The following is a 16,309-nucleotide window of genomic DNA, read 5'->3' as shown; positions in this document are numbered from 1 at the left end:
GCGACGGCGGCATGCGCCCAAAGCGTGACGGGATCAATCCGGTATCAATCTACAGCAGACCGCCGCCGTCGACATCGACGACCGCGCCGGTCATAAAGCCGTTGTTCATCAGCAACCAGTAAGCCTGCGCCAGATCGGCGGGCTGGCCGACCCGTCCAACCGGCAGGCCGCTACCTGCCTTGGCGGCCAGCGCCTGGCGGTCTTCGTCCGACATCTCGCCCCACATGCCGGTTTCGACCATCCCCGGGCTCACCACGTTCACGCGCAGCGGCGCCAACTCTTTGGCAAGCGTCTTGCCCATGATCTCGATGGCCGCATTCATGGTCGCCTTCACCAGTGCGCCCGGCACAGCCTTGCGTGCGAGCAGCCCCGAGGTCAGCGTGATCGAACCGGTCCTGGCAAGATAACGCGCCGCCTGTTTGGCCGCGCGTAGTTGGCCGAACACCTTGACGTCGAACGCCTCTTTCGCGGCGTTCACGTCCAGCTCGGCGAGCTTCGCCGAACCGATCACCGGACCGGAGGTCACGACCAGATGATCGAGCGCGCCCAGCTCGCTGAAGAAGCGTTCGACGGCGGCTTCGTCGGTGATATCGAGCGTGGCCGTTTCGATCTGCGCGGGCCAGCCGGGGGGCGCCGCGCGCCGCCCCACCGCGATCACCCGCGCGCCCTCGGCGGCCGCCCGTTCCGCTACCGCCCGGCCAATTCCCGACAGGCCTCCGATCACCACCACCGTTGCTTGCTTCATGTTCTGTCTCCCCAGGAGATTGACGATGGAGGCATTCTGATTGTGTGCCGCGCGTTTGATAATTGGCGTAGCATTTGAATAACTTTCAAATACAAACAGACAATGGCCACCGATCGACTCGGCGATATGCAGTTATTCGTGGAAGCGGCGGCGCTCGGCAGCCTCTCGGCGGCGGGCCGCAAGCTGGGCCTGTCGCCGGCGGCCGCCAGCGCGCGGCTTCTGAAGCTCGAGGCGGCGTTGCATGCGCGCCTGTTCGAGCGCACCACCCGCCAGTTGCGCGTTACCGACGAGGGGCGGCTTTACCTGCAGCACTGCCGCATTGCACTGCAAGCCATTGAAGACGCCGAGGCCGCGCTGCAGGAGGGACAAAACCAGGTGCGTGGCAAGGTGCGGATTTCCGCCACCTCGGACTTCGGCCGCAACCTGCTGTATCGCTGGCTCGACGAATTCAGCACGCTGCATCCGGAGGTGAGCTACGCGCTGAGCTTGTCGGATTCAGTGTCGAACCTGCTGCAAGAGGACATCGATCTGGCGATCCGCTTCGGCGCGCCGCTCGACAGCACGCTGGTGGCACGCCGGCTCGCGCCGAACCGGCGCGTGCTGTGCGCGTCGCCGGAATATCTGGCGCGGCATGGCGAACCGCAAACCCCGGCCGACCTCGCTCAACATCGTTTCGTCGTGCTGGTGACGGCGGCCGGCCCGCTGAACGACTTTCACTTCGCTCAGGACGCCGGGCGGGTGACCTACACGGTGCCCACCGAGCAGTCCTGGGAAACCAACGACGGTGCACTGGCGCGGGCGTGGGCGCTGGCGGGACATGGCATCGCCCACAAGTCGATCTGGGACATTGCGGCGGATGTGCGCGCCGGCACGCTGAAGATTCTGTTGCCGGAGTGGAGCACCAATGAAGCCGGTGTGCACGCGCTGTTTCACGGCAATCGCTATATGGCGCCGCGCGTGCGGGCGTTGCTGGATTTTCTGCTCGAGCGCTTTGAACAGGCGAGTGAGGAGTTACTCGGCGATCTCGCGTATTTGCCGGAACGTTTGCAGAAGGATCTGACGCGGGTGCGTTAGCAGAGCGCGTGGCGCGGTAAGCCGGACCGGCTGCGCGCGTGAAGTGCTCGCGAAGCTCAGGCTCCCGTGCCATGATGGGATCCGAACCCGCAGTGGCGTCAGCCGTCTGCCGAACCCCATCGAGGCCCTGGAGTTGTCCATGACTGACCGCGAGACGCTGCATCCGTTGCGCCCCCTGCTGAAGAACTACATCTGGGAGCATGGCCGAATCGGCACGCGCTATCTCGACTGCAGCGACGGCGAGATCAAGTTCGACGATGGCAAGAAGTCGCGTTTTGCCGCTGAGAAATACCTTTACGTACCGCTCGGCAAGGACGCCGTCGACGATCCGCAGATCGACGGTCCTGCGATTCAGGAAGCCGCGTTGGCCCGCTTCCTGCGCGCGGCGCAGTTGGGTAAACCGGAAGAAGCCGGAACGCCCGCCGACGTGCAGCGTGCGGCGCAAGACTGCATGGAACTGGCCGTTTTCAGCGCTTATCAGCGCGAGGCTCGCGAAGCTGAGGCCCGCTATGCCGAAGAAGCCATGTTCGACCATGAGATCCGTGCAGCGGTCGTTAGCGATATCCGCCGCGTCTATGCGGGCATGCGGGAACACCTCGCGCTATACGACTTCACGGTGCTGCACGGCCTGCCCGCCCCCTTGCTGTTTGGCGACACGCCGTTTATCGACTGGCGGGTGCGCGTCAAGCCTGCGCTGCCGCTCGTCTCCTTGCCGCTCGGCCCCTACTGCCTGCTGGTGGGCACACCGTCGGGCCGAACCAGCAAAGTGGCGCCGGTGACGTGGAAGACGGCCGTCTCGATGGGCGTGTTGAAAGACCATAACCGCCTGATGGTGGAGAGCGCACGCCTGTGGCTGGTGGCCACTTCAGACGACCAGCTCGCCGCGGTACAGGAGCGCTTTCGTCCGGCGCCGCCCGACGCGGCGCAGTCGTGACAGTGCTTGCGTGACCGAAGCGGGGTCACTTCGTTATTACCTGCGATGTAATTGAACTCCTGCGCACGATCTTTACTATGGCAGTCATCTCCTCTCGACGGCGGTGCAAAACAACGCACCCCCACGGAGATACGGATGCAGTCATGTTCAATCAATGCAGCAAGGAGTTAGGAATGCGTAATTTTACCGTACACACGATCGAATCGGCGCCGGAACAGTCGAAGCCGACCCTGCAGGCGCTCTCGCACAAGTTCGGATTCTTGCCCAACGTGATGGCCACCATGGCCGGCAACCCCGTTCTGCTGAACGGCTTCGCCGGCAGCTTCGGCAGTTTCCATGGCGGCAGTCTCGACGAATGCGAGAAGCAAGCGCTGCTGCTCACCAACGCGGTCACCATCAAGTGCCCGTGGACCGTTGCGGCACACTCGACTTTCGCGCTCGAGGACGGCATGGCGGAGAGCGACGTCAAGGCCATGCGTGAGGGACGATTGCCCGACCACCCGAAATACGCGGCGCTCTCGGCGCTTACGCGGGCGTTGATCGAAAAGCGCGGCAATGTGACCGACGCGGAGATCGAACGCTTCACGTCCGCGGGCTATTTGCAGAGCCAGATTTTCGAGGTGATCACGAGCATCGGCGTTTCCACGATGGCCGCCACCACGACTAACATGGCGGGTACACCGGTCGAGGAGCGTTTCCAGGCGCAAGCCTGGACCCCGGCTTAAGCGGAACGTGCGCGCAGGGTTCGCTTCACGGGCGGCTCTGCGCGCCGCACTGCGGCAACCCTTTAAGATCAGCAGCACAATGTTGGACAACCTCTCTTGCCAAGATAGCGTGCGATGACCTCACCGGACCTCAATTCGAAGCTGCCCGCGAGCGATCTGGGCGTGCTGCTGCGCCAATGGCGCGACACGCGTGGCAGAAGCCAGATCGACCTCTCGCTCGACACGGGCGTCTCGCAACGGCATATCAGCTTCATCGAAAGCGGACGCAGTGTGCCGAGCCGCCAGACCCTGATGGATCTGGCCCAGGCGCTCGACGTGCCGCTGCGCGAGCGCAACACCTTGCTGCTCGCGGCGGGCTATGCGCCGCTCTATCCGGAGGGCGCCTGGAACGCACAGGAAATGCAGAGCGTAACGAGCGCATTAGGCCGCATCTTGCGTCAGCACGAACCGTTTCCTGCATTGGTGATGGACCGTTACTGGAACGTGCTGATGACCAATGACGCCGCGCCACGCTTTTTCAACTGCTTCATCGACATGGCGGCTCGCACCGGGCCGCGCAATATGCTGCACCTGATGTTCGATCCGCAAGGCATGCGCCCGTTCGTAGCCAATTGGGCGGAGGTGGCGCAGAGCCTGATTCAGCGGGTGCATCGCGAATCGGTCGGGCGTGTGATCGACGAGCAGACCCGCGAGCTGCTCGCCGACCTGCTCGCCTATCCCGGCGTGCAAGCCGACTGGAGGAGTCCCAAGACGCTTGGCGCCGTGCCGGTCAGTCCAGCGCTGCCGATGATCCCGATCAGCTTCGAAAAAAACGGCGCGCGGTTGAACTACTTCTCCATGGTGACGACGGTGGGCACCCCGCAGACCATCGCCGCGCAGGAACTGCGCCTTGAATGCATGTTCCCGGCCGACGAGACGACCGAAGCGCAGCATGCGCTGATGGTCGGCAACGCCGTGCATGGCGGGGAACGCGGCTAGCGCACGCCCGCCTACCGCCGTGCGCCGCCCCAGACATCACACTTACGGCTCGATATACGTGATCCGGAACGGTCCACCATTCTCCGCCGCGTGGACCACCGCATCGTTCACCTGAGCGAGTGGAAAGCGCGTCGCTTCGAAGCCGTTGAGCGACAGAAGCCCCGTGCGGATCAACGCGGCGAGACGCGCCGGCGCCTCGCGTGGATACATGTACTGGCCGCGCACGGTGATGCAATTGCGCATCAGGTGCGCGTACGGAAGTTCCACCCCGATCCGCAGGCCGCCCATCAGCACCACCGTGCCGTGAGGCCGCACCGTCATCGCGGCGGCGCGCACCGGCGCCGCGTCGCGCAACGGCGGCAAGATATCCAGCACGACGTCGATCGCCCCCCGTGCGGCCTCCTGCATGCGTGCCGTGTCCTCGGCCTCCTTGCCGCTCAGCAACACGGTTACCACACGCGGGCCGAAGCGGCGTGCGAGGTCGGCCAGCATCAGCTCGTTGCGGCCTGGGGCAATCACGCAACCGGCGCCCATCGCCAGCGCAACTGCCACGCCCGCACTGCCGAAATGGCCCGTCGCGCCGCTGATCAGCACCGTGTTGCCGGCCTGCAAACCGGATGCGAGCAACCCGCCGTAGGGCACCAGCATCGACATCAAGCCGCACCAGCGCCCCGCGTCCACGTGGTCCAGTTCACCGAGCGGGAACGCGTTCTCCATCGGCACGAGCATGCGCTCGGCGAACGGTCCATGGTGGAAATGACCCTGCATGCGCTGCGCCCCTTTGCTGGGCGCGATCCAGCCTTGCAGCATGACGTCGGGGGAGATCGCGTCGTCTCGGGAACGTACGGTCGGGTCGCAGAAGACCCAGTCTCCGACCTTCAGACGCGTCGCGTCCGGCCCGACGGCATGCACCCGGCCGATCGCGCCGACACCCGGCGCAAGCGGCAGCAGCAACGGATACTGCCTGGCACCACTGAATACCTCGTTAGCGTAAGACAACACCGGGGCAGCCACGACATCCACCACCACCTCGCCCGCACCCGCTTGCGGATCGGGCAGGTCTTCAACGGTCAACGGCGTTCCGAACTGCTTCAGCATAGCGGCCTTCATGGAGTCTCTCCTTATGGGAAAAGGTCATGGTAGACACGTCTTCAGGGCACATACAGGGCTGGTATTATCCCAGGATTGGCGAGTCCCTCCCAAGGATGTTTCATGAGCGACATGAACGACACGAGCCGCGCCGAACTCGGCAATTTCCTGCGGGCTCGCCGCGAGCGCCTGGATCCGCTCGCGCTCGGCATTGCCGGCAGCCGGCGCCGACGCACGCCCGGGCTGCGGCGCGAAGAAGTGGCCGAACTCGCCGGTATCGGCGTGGACTGGTACATCCGTCTCGAGCAGGGGCGCGACGTCAGCCCCTCCTCCTCCACGGTCGATGCGCTCGCCCACGCGCTGCGCCTCGGACCTGCCGAGCATGCGCATTTGCGAGCGCTGGCGCGCGTCGCGCAACGGCATCCGTTCGTACTCGAAAGCGTGCCGGATACGGTACGTCGAGTGGTCGAAAGTCTCACCGAACCGGCCTATATCACCGGGCGCCGTTGGGACATCCTCGCGTGGAATGCAGCGGCGGTGGATCTGTTCAAGGACTTCGGCACGATCCCGCTGCCCGAGCGCAACATCCTCCTCTACATGTTGACGGACCGGCATGCGCGAGCCCTGTTCGGTTCAGGCTGGGCGCGCGAAGCGAAGCGGATGGTCGCGCAGTTCCGCGCCGTTCACGACCTGTGGGCGGGCGATGCGGCCTTTATCGAACTGCTGGAACGGCTATACGAGGGCTGCGCGGAATTCGCCGGCTGGTGGGAAACGCATGACGTTGTGGCGGCCATTGCGGGACGCAAGCGCCTTCATCATGCGACGAAGGGAGGGTTGTGGGCGGAATATGCAACGTTCCAGGCGAACGACGATCCGTCGCTCAAGCTAGTGATCTATCGGATCGAAACGAACAACTCCAGGTAACCGGTAGCCGCATCGGGCTCGCGCGTGAAGCGATGTTCGGGCAGCAGCGCCAGCAGAATCTCGGCAGTGGTGCGAACGGTGCAGCCTGGCGTCACATGCCCGCCATGCACCTGGCCGCGCGCGTCGGAGACCGACATGTGCAGATGCGCACCGTCCGGCGAGATCGATCCTGCGAGCGTGAGGATTTCCAGATCGCCGCGCAACTCGGTGGCCTGTTCGGCGCCCGCAAAGCGCAGTTGCGCGACGCTCAGGCTGCCGATCCCCTGCAACACGAACGCCGCCTCGAGATCGAGCGCGCGCAGCGTATCTTCAAGCGCGCCGCGCAGGTCGTCGCCGGGGAACAGGCGGACGGGATGGGTTTGCATCGCTCGGCTCCAGGTGGGTAGCGGGCACGAAAGGCACGCTGCGTTGCGCAGCTTCGGCTATTGTGCCATCCAGGCTTCCATCATCGAACCATGAGCTTGCGGCTCATCACCCACCGTTGTTCAAGTGCTCCACCAGATAATCGATCAACGCCCGCACCTTGAGCGGCAAAAACCGGTTCGGCGGATAGAGCAGCCACACCGCGCCAACGTACGCCTGCATCTCCAGTTGCCAGTCGGCCAGCACCTGCACCAGTTCGCCCCGCTCGAGCGCACCGGCGGCGGCGAACTCCGGCAGGTTGGCAATGCCGAAATCCTGCTGGGCCGCTTCGAGCCGCGCGCCGGCATGGTTGGCGATATAACGCCCGCGCACTTCGACGCTCTGCGTCTGGTTGCCGCGCCGCAAGCGCCAGCGGTGGTCGTCCGCCGTTTCGCCGAGATAGATGCAGTCGTGCCGGGCCAGATCGCGCGGCTGTTGCGGCGTGCCGCGCGCCTTCAGATAGGCCCGCGACGCGCACAGCACCCAGCGCACCGCGCCGAGCTTGCGCCCGGCGAGACCCGGCGGGGGACGATCGGTCAAGCGGATCACCAGGTCGAGACCGGCTTCGAGCGGGTCGACGTCGTGGTCCGCATAGAGCAACTGCAGGTCGACCTCCGGGTACGTACGCAAAAAGCCCGGCACGAGCGGATGGATCACGGTTCTTGCAAACTGCGTCGGCGCACTCACGCTCACCCTGCCCTGCGGCCGGCCCGCCAGTTGCCCTGCTGCATCCACCGCGCCGGCGGCGGCGCTCACCATCTCCCGGCAGTAGCGCGCCACCTGGGCGCCCGATTCCGTGACCCGCACCTTGCGCGTCGAGCGCTCCAGCAGACGCGTCGCCAGCGCTTCTTCGAGGCGCTTGATCTGGCGGCTCACCGTCGACGGCGTGCTGCCGAGCTGGCGCGCCGCCACCGAGAAGTTGCCGGCTTCGACGACCCGTGCGAACACCGCCATGTCGGGTAGCAACGCGAAAAGTTCGTTGGGATTCATTGTGACTCGGAGGAAATAGCCAATCGTGGAGCCGCACAGCCCTCACCCCAGATTAGTGCGTTTGCGACATAAAATCTGTGCACGGCGGCCCAATTATCATCCCATGCGCAACACTCGACAATACGAATTCGTCTTCAGAGGTTCGCCATGTCCAGACAAGAACGCCTGCAATTACTCTCCGACCTGACGCTGCTGGCCGTCGCCGTGGTGTGGGGCACCAGCTATGGCGTCGCCAAGAGCGCGCTCGTTTATTACCCGGTGCTCGGGCTGCTCGCGCTGCGCTTCGCCATCACCTTCGTAGTTCTGTCGCCGGCGCTGCGCAACCTGCGGCATGCCGATGGCCGCGCCCTACGCGGTGCGCTCGGCGCCGGTGTGCTGCTGTTCAGCATCTATCTGTGCGAGACCTTCGGCCTGCTGCTCACGCGCGCAGCGAACGCGGCATTCCTGATCAGCCTGTGCGTGGCGTTCACACCGCTCGTCGAGTGGTCGCTGCTCAAGCGCCGGCCGACCCGCATCGAATGGTGCGCGGTCGCGCTCTCGCTGCTGGGAGCGTGGCTGCTTGCCGGCGATGGCGCGTTCGAGTTCAATCCCGGCGATGCCCTGATCCTCGGGGCCGCGGCCCTGCGGGCGCTGACCGTCTGCGTCACCAAGCGGATCATGCGCCACGCCGCGCTGCCGCCGTTGACCGTCACCGCCGTGCAGTCGGGCGTGGTGGCGTTCGGCAGCGCGGCGGTAATGCTGCTGTTTGCGCGTGGGCAATGGCAGCACGTGCCCTCCTTCGCCGGGCATGCGACCTTCTGGGGCTGCGTGTTCTATCTGGTGCTCGCCTGTACGCTGTTTGCGTTCTTCGCGCAGAACTATGCGATCAAACGCAGCAGCCCGACCCGCGTCGCGCTGCTGATGGGCAGCGAACCGGCGTTCGGGGCGTTGTTCGCGTGTCTATGGCTGGGGGAAAGGATTTCGGCGACGGCCTGGGTGGGTGGCGGGTTGATCGTGGCGGCGTCGCTGCTGGCGACCGTGCGCTGGAGCAAGGCGGCGCCGGTCGAGGTGTCGGGGGTGTCGCAGCAGGCGTAAGTTCGGGCGGCGCCGCATGCCGCAAACGCAGCGGGCTTACTTCGACGCCACCCGTCCGCGCTGGCTCACCACCTCCCCGCGCTGGAACACATACTCGATGCGCTCACCCTGGCCGGTCAGCACGCCGATATCGCGCAGCGGATCGCCGTCCACCACCAGCACATCCGCAATCGCCCCCGCGGCGATCACGCCGAGCTTGCCGGGCCGATCGACAATCTGCGCCGCAATCGTGGTGGCCGAGCGCAGCGTCTCCAGATTGCCTAGCACCTCGGCGCGAATCCGCAGTTCATCGCTCTGGAATGTATGCATCTCGCCGAGCAGGTCCGAACCGAAACCCATCGGCACACCGGCACGCGCGTAGATCTGCAGCGAGTCGCGGCCCGCTTGCCGAACGGTCTCGACCTTGGCGATCGAATCGGCGGGCATCCCATAGTCGGCACCGTGCTTCGCCAGCGCGTCATAAGTCACGAGTGTAGGAACGACGAAAGCGCCATGCTCATGCATCAAACGCGCCGCCGCCTCATCCACCAGATTGCCGTGCTCGATCGTGCGCACGCCACAACGCACCGCGCGCGCGATCGCGCGGCCCGTGTACGCATGTGCCATCACGTAGGTATTGGCCGCCTGCGCCTCGGCGACAATCGCGCGGATCTCGTCCTCCGAGTATTGGGTGTTGCCGATCGGATCGGTCGGCGAGGCAACTCCGCCCGAGGCCATGATCTTGATCTGCGTGGCGCCCTTCTGGATCTCTTCGCGCACCGCCAGCCGCACAGCGTCCACGCCGTCCACCACGCGTGCAATCGCCCCGGCCCTGAAGCAGCACGAGCACGGCTCAAGCATGTCGCCGCGCGGCCGGAAATCTCCGTGGCCGCCGGTTTGCGAAAGCGCCTTGCCCGAGGGGAAGATACGCGGCCCAGGAATGAGTCCGCCTTCGAGCGCCTGGGTCAGCCCCCAGTCGGCACCGCCGGCATCGCGCACGCTGGTGAAGCCGCGCCCGAGCATCGCGGCGAGAATCGGCAGCGCACGGATGGCGGCGAGGATGTTCGGTTGCGTCGCATTGCTGCCGAGGTTAGCACTCGAGGCGAGCACATGCACATGACAGTCGATCAGGCCCGGCATCACCGTCTTGCCGCGCGCCTCGACAATGCGCGCACCCGGCAGGTCGACGGGCCGGTCGGTAACTTCGACGATGTGAGCGTCTTCGATCACGACATGATGATGTTCAAGCAAGGTACCCTGCGACAGGTCAAGTACGTTGCCGCCTTTGATTACCGTGATGGTCATGAATAGCTTCCTGGCTTATTGAAGGAGCCTGCCGTGGCGACGCTCAGCCTCAACCGCGCAAACGGCGGGGGTCGCGCACGTAGAAGGTTCCGATGAGGCTGATGGCCGCCGCGATCATCACGTAGATGGCCGGCGCCATATGGCTGCCGGTGGAGGCAATCAGCCATGTGATGAAGAACGGCGCAAAGCCGCCGAAGATCGTCACCGCGAAGTTGTAGGCGACCGAGAGGCCCGTCGACAGCACCTTGGTCGGGAAGAGTTCGGCAAACGCAGCGAGAATCGGCCCGGTGTAGGCAGCAATCAGGAGACCGAACACACCTTGAAACACGAGCAGCGACGCCAGTGCCGGCACGCGGTTGATGTACGCGAACATCGGCCATGCGAGCAACAGGATCGATGCGGCGGCGCCCGACAGGAATACGCGGCGCCCGAACCGGTCAGCGAGCTTGCCCACCACCGGCGAGAAACACATGATCATCAGCCCGCCCAGCATGCCGGCCAGAAACCCCTGCGATTGCGGCAGATGCAGCGTGCGCACCGAGTATGTCGGCATGTAGAACAGCAGCACGTAGGTAGTCGCGGTCCAGAGGATCACCATCGAAAAACTGGCGAAGGTTTCGCGCGGAAAGCGTTGCAGCACTTCGGCGAGTGGTGAGTCTTGCTTCGCTTCCTCTGCTAGCGCGCTAAAGGCCGGCGTTTCATCCATCCGGCTGCGGATGAAGTAGCCCACCGGTCCGATCAGGATGCCGATCAGGAACGGCATTCTCCAGCCCCACGAATGCAGCGCATCGGCGCTCAGACTGGCGGTCACGAAGGTGCCGACGGCCGCGCCAAGCAGCACGGCGAAACCGATGCTCGACTGGATCCAGCTCGAGTAATAGGCGCGCTTTCCAGGCGGTGCGTACTCGGTCAGAAACGCGGTGGCGCTGCCCATCTCGCCGCCCGCCGAAAAGCCTTGCAGCAGGCGTGCGACGACGATCAGCAGCGGCGCCGCCACGCCGATCTGGCTGTAGGTGGGTGCGAGGCCAATCAGCGCGGTGCCCGCCGCCATCAACAGAATGGTCAGCGATAAGGCGGCCTTGCGCCCGACTTTGTCCGCATAGACACCCAGCACGATTCCGCCCACCGGCCGCATGAAAAAGCCGACACCGAAAGTCGCCACCGTCAGCAGCAGCGAAGTCAACTCATTGCCGGTGGGGAAAAACAGCTTGGCGATGATGACCGCAAAGAAGCTGTACACGGTGAAGTCGAACCACTCGAGGCCGTTACCAAGGACCGTGGCGAGAATCGCGCGGCGCCGTTGCCGGGCCAGCGAATCGAGCGGCAGTGCGACGTGCGGTGAAAGCGTTCCTTGCATGGTCTCTTTCCTCATCTGAATCGGCTGTCAGCAGCACGCCGGTTCGGGATTGAGCGGCGCCTCCACATGCACAACGCCGATCCTAGAAGAGATCTGATTTTTTTCTGAAACGAAAGAATCGCATGCATGCATGCGTATAGCGCATGCGAAGCCCGGCAAGCCGCTGTCTACTTTGGTTGTTGCAGTTGTTGCGGTTGTTGCGCCTGCTGCATCTGTTGCTCGGCCTGCTCGAACAACCAGTTCGTAAAGAGACGCGCCGCCTGGTTCTGCGAGCGATCGTTCGGCGACACCACATAATAGCCGCCGCCATGACTGGCCGAAGCACGCGTGGCGCGCACCAGCAAGCCTTCGGCGAGGCACGCGTCGATCATATGACGCCAGCCGAGCACCACGCCCTGGCCGAGAATCGCCATCTGCACCAGTTGCGGATAGTAATTCACCACTACCGATTTCGGCGAAGCTGGCATTTGCACGCTGTTTAGCCGGAACCACTCGGGCCACGACATCCACTGCCGCTGACCGTCTTCCTGCATCAGCAAGGTCTCCTGAGCGAGATCGGCTGCGTCAAGCTGGCGGCCGCCGAGATAGCCAGGCGAACAGACGGGATAGACCTCTTCGTCGAAGATCCGCCGCGCAGCGAAGTGTGGCTCGGCACGTTGCCGGATGTAGTACAGGCCGACGTCGAATTCTGCCGGCGACAGCGAGGCCAGTCCGTCGTGCACGATCATGCGCACATGGACGTTCGGATAGGCCGCGCGGAAGGCGCCGAGGCGCGGCGTCAGCCACAGAACGGCGACGCCTGAGGAGCACGCTATGGTCAGTTCCTGGTCGCCGTAGCGCTTCATCACGTCGAGTGTCGCTTCCGAGCAGTTGGTCAACAGCCACTGCACGTGCTTGGCGTAGCGTTCACCGGCGATGGTGAGCCGCAACGCCCGATGCTCGCGTATGAATAGCGAGCGTCCCAGGAAATCTTCGAGTTGCGCGATCTGACGGCTGATCGCGCTTTGCGTCAGATGCAGTTCGGCAGCGGCCTTGGTGAAGCTCGCATGACGCATGGCCGATTCGAATGCGATCAGGCATTGGAGCGGCGGGAGTGGAGCGATGCGCATGGTGAGGGGGTGTCGTGATCGGTGGGGTCATCATAACGCTGGGGGGCTGCCACAGCGCTTGCGTGTGCCCCTACCCCCCGTGCCCGCCTTCCCCGCCCCCCGCATGCGCCGACTCGCCAAATCCGCCGCGGGAGATGCCGTCCTCCCCGCCGCTGTGCCCAGTCAAAGACCGCTCCGTGTGGGTCGACTCGCTCACTCCGGTCGAATGGCCAACGCGTACGACTTCATTGGTTTCGTCGCCGTTCGCGTGATATACCATGCCGCTACGGGTGTAGTACGGCCCATACCAATGAGCGCCGCTAAATCCGCCATGCCCGCCGCCAGAACCCGAAGTCCCCGACCCAGGTTGGCCGCCGACCGCGGCCGACGTGCAATCGTCAGGACGGTTCCAGTCGCGTTCGCAATCGGCTAGCGAGGCATACTCCGCCCGTTCGACCTGCACCGGCGTGTCGTTATGGCACCCGGCAATGAGGCCAACCCCGGCCAGTGCCCCAGCCGCGCCGATCAGTAACAGTGTCGGCCGTTTTTGTGTTCGGTGCATTGTCATCGGTTCAACTCTTGACGAAGTAATGCGGCACGAAATAGCTAGTGTTCTTCGTGATCGGATGAAACTCTTCGCGCAGGCACAGCCCCACTGCATCATCCCCCACCACCCAGGCCCCCAAGGTCGAGTAGCGCTCGCCAAAACGCGGCAACGGCGCGAAGGCCTGATAGATAAAACCCTCTTCGCCATAGCGGCCGTCATGGGCAATCACCTGCCCATCGTCCATAACCAGCGACACGTTCGCGCCTTCACGCGAGTAGAACGGCTTCTTCGCATGCGGCACACCGTCGAACTGATACGGCGTAAACGACGCCGGCAACAGGTTCGGATGATCGGGAAACAGTTGCCAGAGGATCGGCAGAATCGCCTTGTTGGAAAGGATCATTTTCCAGGGTGGCTCGACCCAGCGCGTAGGGCTCGTAATCAGGTGGCGGCCGAACTGCTCGCGAATCATCCACTCCCACGGATACAGCTTGAACATCAACTGGATCGGCTCATCCTGCTCGTCGTAGAAGTGGCTGGCCGCGTCCACGCCGACACGTCTCATGTCGAGAATCTTGACCCGCCAGCCAGCCTGCACGGCAGTTTCCATCATGTATTCGACGTTGCCGATGTCTTCGAGGCTATCGAAGATGCAACCGAAGTGCAGCGTGACGATGTCCGGGTAATGCCGGCGCAGCGCACCCCAGCGTTCGATCAGCGCTTCATGGATGCTGTTGAACTGGTCATGCGCGGGTTGCACATCGGTCTTCCAGAACCATTGCGCGAGACTCGACTCGATCAGCGAGGTCGGCGTATCCGCGTTGTATTCGTAGAGCTTGGGCACGCCGTTCGCATCGAGCGTCAGGTCGAAACGTCCATACACGGACGGATCGCGCCGCTCCCATGAGGCGCGAATCAGGCCCTCGAAGGCGGTGGGAATGGCCATCCGCGCAAACAGGTTGGCGCGGATCACGTAGTCCACGGCCTCGAGGCAGCGCGCATGAAGCTCGCAGGTGGCGGCCCACAATGCCTCGATTTCGGCCTCGCTGAACACGTAGGCCGCGTCTTCGAGCCAATACGGAAACTGGCTCGCGTCGGGCGTCTGGGCGACGCCGTCCTTGTCGATGGAGTGAAAGCGAAACCCGATCTCGTCCATACGCTGCGGCCAGTCCGCGCGTGGAACCTGTTTGATTCTTTGCATGACGTTTGTTGTTGTACTGTCCGTTGCGTCGCCATATGGTAGCGCATCGCTTATCTCTAATCAGCGCGCGCAGAAGCTGTCGCGCCAACGGCTGCTTCGCCTCGTCCGCAGCACGGGCTTTCCCCGCCGTCTAATTTTGTTAAGGTAATCTCGCGCGATTGCGATTCGCCTCGGCCACCCGGGTGCGACGGCAACAGCATGGAAGCACACCGCGCGCGGCTTCCACGTTCACATTTCAACAAGATCTTCACTATGAGACGACGTCGTTTCTTCGCTTCACTCGGCTTGCTGGCCTCCGCGATCTCCACACGGAACGCGTCTGCCCTGCCCACAGGCCTCGCCCGCGACGCCGGCCCAAGCGGCGCCCCTGACCCGGCCAACGCCGTGCGCACGAGCCACTACTATCTGGAGCGAATCGCCGCGCTCGACCGGCACGGCCCGGAGTTGCGCAGCATCATCGAACTCAATCCCGACTCCATGCAGACGGCCGCCGCGCTCGACGCCGAGCGCGCCGCCGGGAAGCTGCGCGGGCCGCTGCACGGCATGCCGGTCGTCATCAAGGACAACATCACGACCGGCGACCGCATGGCGACCACCGCCGGCTCGTTGGCCCTCGACGGTGTGCGCGCCACGCGCGACGCGCATCTGGTCGAGCGGCTGCGCGCAGCGGGCGGCGTGATCCTCGGCAAGACCAATCTGAGCGAGTGGGCCAACCTGCGCTCCACGCGTTCGACGAGCGGCTGGAGCGGACGCGGCGGCCTGTCACGCAACCCCTACGCGCTGGACCGCTCCACCAGCGGGTCCAGTTCGGGCTCGGCGGCGGCGGTTGCGGCGAACCTCACCCGGATGGCGATCGGCACCGAGACGGATGGCTCGATCGTGTCGCCATCGTCCATCATGGGCGTGGTCGGTCTGAAACCCACGGTCGGGCGCATCAGCCGCGACGGCATCATCCCGATCTCGCACACCCAGGATACGCCCGGGCCCATCACGCGCACCGTCAGCGACGCGGCCCTGCTGCTCAGCGCGCTGGCGGGCCCCGACCCGCGCGATCCGGCCACCCTCGGCGCCCCCCCGCCTGGCGACTATCTCGGCGCGCTGGATAAGAACGCGTTGCGTGGGGCGCGCATCGGCGTGGCCCGCGAGTTCTTTACCGGCCATGATGAAATCGACCAACGCATCGAATACGCGCTGGCCCAACTGGTGCTGCTGGGCGCCGAACTGATCGATCCGATCAACCTGCCGAAGGTGAACTACGAAAGCGAAGAGCAGGCCGTGCTGCTACACGAGTTCAAGCACGATCTGCCACTCTGGCTCGCAACGTTTGCACCGCACGCGCCGATTCGCACGCTCGCCGATGTGATCGCCTTCAATAACGCCCACCGCGACAGTGAGATGCCGTATTTCGGTCAAGAGCTGCTGATTCAGGCCGAGGCGCTCGGCGGCCTCGACAGCGACGCTTATGTGCAGGCGCTGGCCGCCTGTCGCAAGGGCTCGCGTGAGGACGGCATCGACCGGGCGATCCGCGAACACCGGCTCGATGCCATCGTCGCGCCGACCGGCGGCACGACGTGGCTGACCGACTTCATCAACGGCGATAGTGGTGGCGACGGTTTCTCCACGCCAGCCGCCGTGGCCGGCTATCCACATCTGACGGTGCCGGCCGGCCTGGTGCGTGGCCTGCCGATTGGCTTGTCGTTCGTCGGCCCAGCATGGAGCGAGGCGCGTTTGCTGGGTCTTGGCTACGCGTTCGAGCAGGCGACCCAATGGCGCCAGGAGCCGCAGTTCATCAAGCAGTCGAGCATGCCGCCGATTGCGGCCTGAAACACCGGCACCACTTCGCTTCGCTCTATCTCCCGTCTCCGGCGCGTGAAGGCCCGTATTCACTAAAGGATTT

General features: G+C 64.5%; 16 protein-coding genes. 7 read left to right on the top strand and 9 right to left on the bottom strand.

The genetic code is table 11. The features are described from left to right. Positions 1–49 precede the first annotated feature (49 nt). Positions 50–745, bottom strand: a complete 696-nt coding sequence (locus BLQ92_RS17690) for an SDR family oxidoreductase (RefSeq protein WP_090685829.1) — start codon at positions 743–745, stop codon at positions 50–52. 102 nt (positions 746–847) lie between these two features. On the opposite strand from BLQ92_RS17690, the gene BLQ92_RS17685 reads away from it, so the two are divergent. From BLQ92_RS17685 to BLQ92_RS17670, 4 genes are all read left to right on the top strand, one after another. Beyond that, the gene (locus BLQ92_RS17685; protein WP_090685828.1) at positions 848–1,819 is read left to right on the top strand and encodes a LysR family transcriptional regulator; all 972 of its coding nucleotides are present in this window, start codon (positions 848–850) and stop codon (positions 1,817–1,819) included. A gap of 139 nt (positions 1,820–1,958) precedes the next feature. Further along, a complete protein-coding gene (locus BLQ92_RS17680; RefSeq protein WP_090685827.1) occupies positions 1,959–2,753 on the top strand; it encodes a hypothetical protein in 795 nt (264 codons plus the stop codon). A gap of 173 nt (positions 2,754–2,926) precedes the next feature. Then, positions 2,927–3,478, top strand: a complete 552-nt coding sequence (locus tag BLQ92_RS17675; protein ID WP_090685826.1) for a carboxymuconolactone decarboxylase family protein — start codon at positions 2,927–2,929, stop codon at positions 3,476–3,478. 114 nt (positions 3,479–3,592) lie between these two features. Continuing rightward, positions 3,593–4,456, top strand: coding sequence for a helix-turn-helix domain-containing protein (locus tag BLQ92_RS17670; RefSeq protein WP_090685825.1), 864 nt, complete (start codon positions 3,593–3,595; stop codon positions 4,454–4,456). Between the two features lie 42 nt (positions 4,457–4,498). Here the strand turns inward: BLQ92_RS17670 and BLQ92_RS17665 are convergent, their stop codons facing one another. Continuing rightward, complete coding sequence (locus tag BLQ92_RS17665; RefSeq protein WP_090685824.1) at positions 4,499–5,566, bottom strand: zinc-binding dehydrogenase; 1,068 nt, start codon at positions 5,564–5,566, stop codon at positions 4,499–4,501. A 102-nt stretch (positions 5,567–5,668) separates the two neighbouring features. Between BLQ92_RS17665 and BLQ92_RS17660 the strand changes: the two genes are divergently transcribed. Further along, positions 5,669–6,469, top strand: a complete 801-nt coding sequence (locus BLQ92_RS17660) for a helix-turn-helix transcriptional regulator (protein ID WP_244106468.1) — start codon at positions 5,669–5,671, stop codon at positions 6,467–6,469. Here BLQ92_RS17660 and BLQ92_RS17655 read toward each other — a convergent pair. Both BLQ92_RS17655 and BLQ92_RS17650 read right to left on the bottom strand, forming a co-directional pair. Then, positions 6,439–6,834, bottom strand: a complete 396-nt coding sequence (locus tag BLQ92_RS17655) for a PPC domain-containing DNA-binding protein (protein ID WP_090685823.1) — start codon at positions 6,832–6,834, stop codon at positions 6,439–6,441. The two genes, BLQ92_RS17660 and BLQ92_RS17655, sit on opposite strands and share 31 nt — an antisense overlap. A gap of 106 nt (positions 6,835–6,940) precedes the next feature. After that, positions 6,941–7,861 carry a LysR family transcriptional regulator gene (locus BLQ92_RS17650; protein WP_090685822.1) on the bottom strand — a complete coding sequence of 307 codons (921 nt, stop codon included), beginning with the start codon at positions 7,859–7,861 and terminating at the stop codon, positions 6,941–6,943. A 147-nt stretch (positions 7,862–8,008) separates the two neighbouring features. Here BLQ92_RS17650 and BLQ92_RS17645 point away from each other — a divergent pair, with 147 nt between their 5' ends. Continuing rightward, positions 8,009–8,935: a DMT family transporter gene (locus BLQ92_RS17645; protein WP_090685821.1), complete on the top strand. Its 927-nt coding sequence runs from the start codon at positions 8,009–8,011 to the stop codon at positions 8,933–8,935. Between the two features lie 36 nt (positions 8,936–8,971). Here BLQ92_RS17645 and BLQ92_RS17640 read toward each other — a convergent pair whose 3' ends face one another. The 5 genes from BLQ92_RS17640 to BLQ92_RS17620 form a co-directional block, all read right to left on the bottom strand. Then, positions 8,972–10,219 (bottom strand): metal-dependent hydrolase family protein, encoded by a 1,248-nt coding sequence (locus tag BLQ92_RS17640; RefSeq protein WP_090685820.1) that lies wholly within the window; start codon positions 10,217–10,219, stop codon positions 8,972–8,974. Positions 10,220–10,268: 49 nt separating this feature from the next. Beyond that, positions 10,269–11,576, bottom strand: a complete 1,308-nt coding sequence (locus tag BLQ92_RS17635) for an MFS transporter (RefSeq protein WP_090685819.1) — start codon at positions 11,574–11,576, stop codon at positions 10,269–10,271. A gap of 167 nt (positions 11,577–11,743) precedes the next feature. Then, on the bottom strand, positions 11,744–12,685 hold the full coding sequence (locus tag BLQ92_RS17630; protein ID WP_090685818.1) for a LysR substrate-binding domain-containing protein: 942 nt from the start codon (positions 12,683–12,685) through the stop codon (positions 11,744–11,746). 70 nt (positions 12,686–12,755) lie between these two features. Further along, positions 12,756–13,232, bottom strand: a complete 477-nt coding sequence (locus BLQ92_RS17625; protein WP_090685817.1) for a hypothetical protein — start codon at positions 13,230–13,232, stop codon at positions 12,756–12,758. A gap of 4 nt (positions 13,233–13,236) precedes the next feature. Then, complete coding sequence (locus BLQ92_RS17620) at positions 13,237–14,412, bottom strand: glutathionylspermidine synthase family protein (RefSeq protein ID WP_090685816.1); 1,176 nt, start codon at positions 14,410–14,412, stop codon at positions 13,237–13,239. A gap of 252 nt (positions 14,413–14,664) precedes the next feature. Between BLQ92_RS17620 and BLQ92_RS17615 the strand changes: the two genes are divergently transcribed. After that, a complete protein-coding gene (locus tag BLQ92_RS17615) occupies positions 14,665–16,236 on the top strand; it encodes an amidase (RefSeq protein ID WP_090685985.1) in 1,572 nt (523 codons plus the stop codon). Positions 16,237–16,309 lie beyond the last annotated feature (73 nt).

The sequence above is a fragment of the Paraburkholderia phenazinium genome, from assembly GCF_900100735.1.
Taxonomy (GTDB): Bacteria; Pseudomonadota; Gammaproteobacteria; order Burkholderiales; family Burkholderiaceae; genus Paraburkholderia; species Paraburkholderia phenazinia.
This window is presented reverse-complemented; position numbering and strand designations above follow the sequence as displayed.

What these genes read in the sequence shown, in the direction of transcription:
- BLQ92_RS17690 (WP_090685829.1), bottom strand. Translation starts at nt 745, where the DNA reads ATGAAGCAAGCAACGGTGGTGGTGATCGGAGGCCTGTCGGGAATTGGC.
- BLQ92_RS17685 (WP_090685828.1), top strand. Translation starts at nt 848, where the DNA reads ATGGCCACCGATCGACTCGGCGATATGCAGTTATTCGTGGAAGCGGCG.
- BLQ92_RS17680 (WP_090685827.1), top strand. Translation starts at nt 1,959, where the DNA reads ATGACTGACCGCGAGACGCTGCATCCGTTGCGCCCCCTGCTGAAGAAC.
- BLQ92_RS17675 (WP_090685826.1), top strand. Translation starts at nt 2,927, where the DNA reads ATGCGTAATTTTACCGTACACACGATCGAATCGGCGCCGGAACAGTCG.
- BLQ92_RS17670 (WP_090685825.1), top strand. Translation starts at nt 3,593, where the DNA reads ATGACCTCACCGGACCTCAATTCGAAGCTGCCCGCGAGCGATCTGGGC.
- BLQ92_RS17665 (WP_090685824.1), bottom strand. Translation starts at nt 5,566, where the DNA reads ATGAAGGCCGCTATGCTGAAGCAGTTCGGAACGCCGTTGACCGTTGAA.
- BLQ92_RS17660 (WP_244106468.1), top strand. Translation starts at nt 5,669, where the DNA reads ATGAGCGACATGAACGACACGAGCCGCGCCGAACTCGGCAATTTCCTG.
- BLQ92_RS17655 (WP_090685823.1), bottom strand. Translation starts at nt 6,834, where the DNA reads ATGCAAACCCATCCCGTCCGCCTGTTCCCCGGCGACGACCTGCGCGGC.
- BLQ92_RS17650 (WP_090685822.1), bottom strand. Translation starts at nt 7,861, where the DNA reads ATGAATCCCAACGAACTTTTCGCGTTGCTACCCGACATGGCGGTGTTC.
- BLQ92_RS17645 (WP_090685821.1), top strand. Translation starts at nt 8,009, where the DNA reads ATGTCCAGACAAGAACGCCTGCAATTACTCTCCGACCTGACGCTGCTG.
- BLQ92_RS17640 (WP_090685820.1), bottom strand. Translation starts at nt 10,219, where the DNA reads ATGACCATCACGGTAATCAAAGGCGGCAACGTACTTGACCTGTCGCAG.
- BLQ92_RS17635 (WP_090685819.1), bottom strand. Translation starts at nt 11,576, where the DNA reads ATGCAAGGAACGCTTTCACCGCACGTCGCACTGCCGCTCGATTCGCTG.
- BLQ92_RS17630 (WP_090685818.1), bottom strand. Translation starts at nt 12,685, where the DNA reads ATGCGCATCGCTCCACTCCCGCCGCTCCAATGCCTGATCGCATTCGAA.
- BLQ92_RS17625 (WP_090685817.1), bottom strand. Translation starts at nt 13,232, where the DNA reads ATGACAATGCACCGAACACAAAAACGGCCGACACTGTTACTGATCGGC.
- BLQ92_RS17620 (WP_090685816.1), bottom strand. Translation starts at nt 14,412, where the DNA reads ATGCAAAGAATCAAACAGGTTCCACGCGCGGACTGGCCGCAGCGTATG.
- BLQ92_RS17615 (WP_090685985.1), top strand. Translation starts at nt 14,665, where the DNA reads ATGAGACGACGTCGTTTCTTCGCTTCACTCGGCTTGCTGGCCTCCGCG.